The sequence below is a fragment of the Nocardia sp. NPDC004168 genome (assembly GCF_040610355.1).
Lineage (GTDB): Bacteria > Actinomycetota > Actinomycetes > Mycobacteriales > Mycobacteriaceae > Nocardia > Nocardia sichangensis.
Genome location: NZ_JBEXME010000074.1, coordinates 1 through 5482, shown reverse-complemented (window position 1 = coordinate 5482; position 5482 = coordinate 1). Strand labels below are relative to the sequence as shown.

At 62.3% G+C, this 5482-nt stretch carries 2 protein-coding genes and 1 pseudogene; all 3 read right to left on the bottom strand.

All coding sequences use genetic code 11. The features are described 5' to 3' along the window. Window positions 1–13 precede the first annotated feature (13 nt). Window positions 14–784 (bottom strand): annotated as a pseudogene (locus ABZW96_RS37160) (IS5 family transposase). Window positions 785–1178: 394 nt separating this feature from the next. Continuing rightward, on the bottom strand, window positions 1179–2141 hold the full coding sequence (locus tag ABZW96_RS37155) for a threo-3-hydroxy-L-aspartate ammonia-lyase (RefSeq protein ID WP_355081533.1): 963 nt from the start codon (window positions 2139–2141) through the stop codon (window positions 1179–1181). 98 nt (window positions 2142–2239) lie between these two features. After that, window positions 2240–4522 (bottom strand): hypothetical protein, encoded by a 2283-nt coding sequence (locus ABZW96_RS37150; RefSeq protein ID WP_355081531.1) that lies wholly within the window; start codon window positions 4520–4522, stop codon window positions 2240–2242. Window positions 4523–5482 lie beyond the last annotated feature (960 nt).

Below are 5482 nucleotides of genomic sequence, written 5' to 3'. Positions count from 1 at the left end.
TTTCGGCATCAGGTCAGCCATTCGACCCAGGAACCTCCCTCCAAGTTCCTCCCGGCTGGGCCGGGGATACGACACGCCGCTTTCGCGGCGCACATGGTGCGTTCGATGACCCAGCGGTGGCGGCCGAGGCGCTGCGAGGAATCGATGCCTTTGCGCGCGATGCGGACGGCGATACCCCGATCACGCACCCATTGCCGCAGCTCGGCGCTGTCGTACGCCTTGTCGGCATGCAGTTTGGCCGGTTTGCGCCGACGCGGACCGCGCCGCGACCGAACCGCGGGGACCGCTTTGACCAGCGGCCGCAATGCCTCGGCATCGTTGGTGTTGGCCGCCGAAACCGCCACCGACAGTGGTATTCCCCAGCGGTCGGACAGTACGTGGATTTTCGAGCCGGACTTGCCGCGGTCAACCGGGCTCGGGCCGGTCAGAGATCCCCCCTTTTCGCCCGGACGCTTGCTGCGTCGATCACCGCACGCGACCAGTCGATCAACCCCTCGCTGCCGAGCTCATCGAGTATCGCGCGATGTAGCCGCCGCCAGAGACCGGCTTCGGTCCACGCCGTGAACCGGCGGTGCGCCGTCGGTACCGTCACCCCGAACGACGGCGGCAGCATCCGCCACGCACACCCGCTGGTCAGCACGAATACCACTGCCGTGAACACCGCCCGCTCGTCGGCCGGAGCAGTACCCCCACCCTGCGGTCGTGGCTCGAACCTCGGCAGCAACGGCTCCACCATCGCCCAAAGCTCGTCCGGTACGAGACGTTTCGACAACTTGTCCGACACGGCCGAACATCATGCACCACAACCGATCACAGTCCATCGCGACCCACCGACAACCAGTCACAACGACGTGAGACACAGTCTTAGCGGTCATTGGCAGCCGACCATGACGGTCGAACCTCTCATGCCGCTGACAGCAACGTTCTTCGAGTCGTAGCGGTGGCGTCCGCTGTCGTGTTCGGGTTGGTGGCCTCCCGCCCAGCTCGGACGGGAGCGCGCCCGTAGAGCGTCTTCGGGGCGCTGCTGCGGGCGCACCGGGGGCGCTACCACAGGCTCTGTACGCCGCCGACGTCAACTCGCACGATGTAGGCGAGGCGCGTATGGGCGGTAACCTAAGGCTCACGATCTCAGCCTTCACCGACTTGATCCCGCCGGGAAACTCTGGGGTTAGCGCATCTCATACACCGCTGAGCATGCTGGCGTAGCGGTGCAGATCAATGTTGCCGCCGGAGATGACGACACCGACGCGCGCTCCTGGTAATTGGGCCGCCATGGACCGTAGCCCGGCGAGGCCGAGGCATCCGGTGGGCTCGACGATCAGCTTCAGGTAGGTTGCGCACACACGCATAGCGTGGACCAACTCGGCATCCGAGGCCGTAACAATTTCGACGGCCCCGCGACTCAGGATTTCGAAGGGCAGCTCGCCCAGGCACTGGGACTGCGCGCCGTCGGCGATGGTCTGCGGGGTGTCGATGTGGATGATGCGTCCCGCGCGAAGAGATCGCTGAGCATCATTTCCCGCTGCAGGCTCCACGCCGATCAGGCGACACGAGGGCGTGAGCGCTCGCGCGGCGAGGGTGCAACCGGAGAACAGCCCGCCGCCGCCGACCGGCACGAAAAGCGCGTCCAACGTCGACTCTTCGAGAAGTTCCAGCGCCGCGGTTCCCTGGCCTGCGATGATGTCCGGATGATCGTATGGTGGAATCAAAGTCGCACCGCGCTCCGTGGCGATGGCTTGTGCGATCCGGTCCCGATCCTGCCTGTATCGATTGTAGGAAACAACTTCCGCGCCATAGCTTTTGGTCGCGGCAACCTTCGTGACCGGTGCGTCCTCCGGGACGACGATCGTGGCGGGTACTTCGAGCAGCCGAGCCGCTAGAGCGATCGCTTGGGCGTGGTTTCCCGAGGAGTAGGCGACGACTCCGTTCGCGCGTTGTTCGGAGGTGAGCCGGGTCACCGCATTGAGCGCACCGCGAAACTTGAAAGCGCCCGCGCGTTGCAGATTCTCGCATTTGAACACCGCGTCCAGGCCGAGCCGCGCATTGATCAAACGAGAGCGGACCACAGGTGTCCGGTGGGCGTGACCGGCGAGGCGGCGGCCGGCAGCCATCACATCGTCGTAAGTCGGTACTGTGAGCACAGCGTGTCACTATCCGTTCGGGCCAGCAAGCTCAATTGCAGGTCATGAGGGTCGTATCGCGAAGCGCTGAGCGGTCGCCGCGCCATGGATCCCGGTGATCAGCTCGGTGGTGCGAGGCTGTTCGTTGGTGTCCTACTCACTCCCGATGCCCAGCGGTCGGTATCCAGTGCGGCGCTCAACTCGGATTTGAGCGACCGAGCGAAGTCCGGGTTGCCGGTATCGGCAACATATTCTCCGACAGCATTCGATATTCTATTGGAATGCTCGAAACTGATCCGTCTGAGCATTCGAGCCGCTTCATTCCTGCTGTAGGACGCCTCACTTTCTCCGATTTCACCATCGGCCACCTTCTGTATCTGCTTGAGCTTTTCCTTGGTGGGGTTGCTCATATAGTCGTGGACAACTCCCGATGGCGTGGTGTGATCTCGTTCGGTACCGCGGAGAGCGACATGTTCTGAATTCACACTTCTATAATTCAGTGCGGCTCGTTCCAGTGCGGCGACGCGGGCGGGAGTTGTTTTTGCATCGGCGAGAATAGCACCTGCGATCAGTTTGTTAAGATTATTGTCGGTGAGAGTCTCATCTTCCTTCATTTGCAAGATCATTCCGTGCGCCTCGATAGCGTCGCTGATAAGCCTCTCATCAGTGAACCCTGCGCCCATTAGCGCGTGATAAGCCTGTGGCAGGCTACCGCCGGACCGAAGCACCTCATCGACTGCGGCAGCGGCGCCGCGGTGTGTATTTACGCCGCCGTGGCCGGCAGCGATCGATTCGTGTAAGCCTCTCTGGGCGGACTTGGCGAGGACTGCTCGATCTGCGTAGAGTCCGGCCGCAAGCCCTCCGCGGCCACTGACCTTCATGCCACCGATCTTGCTGGTAGTGAGCTGCCAGCCATCTACCTCGGCTTCGTTTCGTTTCTTCGAGTCTTTGTCTAAAGGGTTTTTCCGACCGAAAATCCAGCCGGCCAGCGGAGTGGTATTCAGGGTTTGCATGATCGCTGCGGTCGTGACTATTCGGCCCAAGGCCGACGGCCCGTCGGTCGACGGCAAAGAACGCGCTGTGAAAGCGGTGCCCATTCCTGAGGTGGAGCCCGCGCCGCCGGTCCTGCTGCCCTGTATCGCGAGGGAGAACCGGTTGGCGATCCACTCGTTTCCTCGGCTGAGTCCGGCGCTCAGCTGTTTCAGCTGTGATATCGCGATGAACTCGACGATACACGCGATGACAATGACTGCCATGACCTGGTTTCCGGCCTGCTTGAAGAGATTATCCAGGAACAGCACGTAGACCCCCAGGAAGATCGTATAGATCGTCATTCTCGCGGCTGCGACGAAACCGTCGACAATATTGCGTACAAGAAAGGACTGAGTTGGACCGTAGACGAACCCGCCTGACGCGAAACCAAAAATCGCCATAAAGCCGTGGTAGATCGTGTCGAGGGCGGATTTTATGATCTTGAACCCGAGGTGCACTGCGAAAATGAGCACCGCCGTACCGCACACCAGGAGTACCAGACCGGAGCCGATCTGGCCCATCCCCGGATGGCGTGCCTCAGCCTGTGCCGACGAGTCGCCGCATGCCGCGAGTCCGTTCAAGACCCGCGACTCATCTCCGGATCGAATGCCCGCTGTCCATGCCGCGTTGCATTGTGGTGACTGGTCGAGAGTGTGACCGAAGTTCCACACCTGCACCGGACGGCGAGCGAAGTTGTCGGCCAGACCGGCCTGCAGGCTCGGGACGAGCTGGCCCGGATTCGGGTTTGTTTGGCCGTTGAGGCCTGCGGCGACGGAAATTCCCAGATCACGGCCTTGGGCCAGAAGGCCGTTCGCGGACAGGACGTCAGCTAGAGGTTCGGCCAAGAAGAGAGGACCGAGTACCGCAATGGCCACCATCGTCACGACCTGGGACATGGCTTTCGCGTGGTAGCCACGCACCACGAACCATCCGACGAAGAATGCGCCGATCGCCACGGAGGTGGTCAGCAGGAGCGGCGTGGCGATCTGACCTGTCAGCGATTCGGCGACACCGGTGAGCGCACGCCCGAACGGATCGAGCCATTGATAGCTGATTGCGTAGCCGATCGCCCAAATCGCAGCGGTTACGAGAACCATGTACCCGATGAACTCCAGAACGATGACTGCGGACACCACCGTTTCCAGCGGGTTCAGCAAGCTACCGTGGCTGGTGGCGAAGAAGTAGTCGGTGAGCCGGGCCCCGGACGAGTCACGGATATTGGTCCACTCCAGTGCGGCGATGCCCGGCCTCCCAGCGGAAGTCGTTGCGCCGCCCTGTGCCGTCGCTACCGCGCCGAGAACGCCCGGAAACACGGCAAGTACGACCGTGACGACGAGGAGCCGCAGAATCCGCCGCCGCAATCGTGACATGGTGCCGCGCTCGCCTCCGATTCGTCGAACTGCTATGAGTAGCCCGGGGGACACCATTGCTCCCTGGCTCTTGACGGGTTTAGCGTCAGGCGTTGCGGGCACGCTCTGCGGGTGACAGAGCGGCTTGAGGGCCCTCATAGAGTTCTCCCGGGCCAGCAACAGAAATGCCCGACACGGTGACCGACCGGGACGCCGGTTAGGGTCAATTGGCTGAAGCTTTGGCCAAAGGCGAATCTCCGCATCACTGTATGCATGTTCTGCCTATCCTTGTCAGCCGCTCCATCATGATGACCAGGCCAGGTCGATTGGTCGTAAAGGTTCATCCGAGTCCGTGGATAATGTGTGACCGACTGAGTCGTAGTGTTGGTGACCCTTTCACGCGTGGGCCCCGGGGGGGTATGGGGGAAATGCCTACTTTTGCAACGTGCCTGCTAGACTCCAGCGGTGCCCGGAGTGGGAATGGCGGTACTCGTCGACGGCTTGGGTCCTGCGGGGCAACCGTCATCTGAGGCAACTGGTTTGTACTGAGGGCAGCCAGCTCATACGCGCGAGTCGGCATCCGGCGGATCGTTCGGAATCCGAAAAGGTCGGGGCAACAGTAACCGTCCTGACCTGCGGCACCGGCAAGTAATCCGAGAGCGGTGGAAGTTCAGGTAAGGACGAATACGATTCTGGTTGCCCGGGGCGCGAACAGGGCCGCCCCGAGAAACGGTAGCAGCAGCACGCCGCGCGGCGCCGATGCTTGCCGCGATCACCAGTCCAATATCCCGCCACTGAGTTGCTTGCAACTTCTCTCCGCGCAGCAGCAAACTGCTACCCCGCTGCTAGTGTTCCGCGCCTGAAATCCGTTGGCTAATTGTAGGATTCGGCGGTGGCGAGGACGGGGCGGCCGAGATCGGGCCCGGATTTGGTGGTGACCGAGGCTCAGCGTCGGGAGTTGGTGCGGGGTGCGCGGGCGGC

Bases quoted from the DNA above. Each gene is read 5' to 3' on its own strand.
- ABZW96_RS37150 (WP_355081531.1), bottom strand. From the start codon at position 4,522: ATGTCACGATTGCGGCGGCGGATTCTGCGGCTCCTCGTCGTCACGGTC.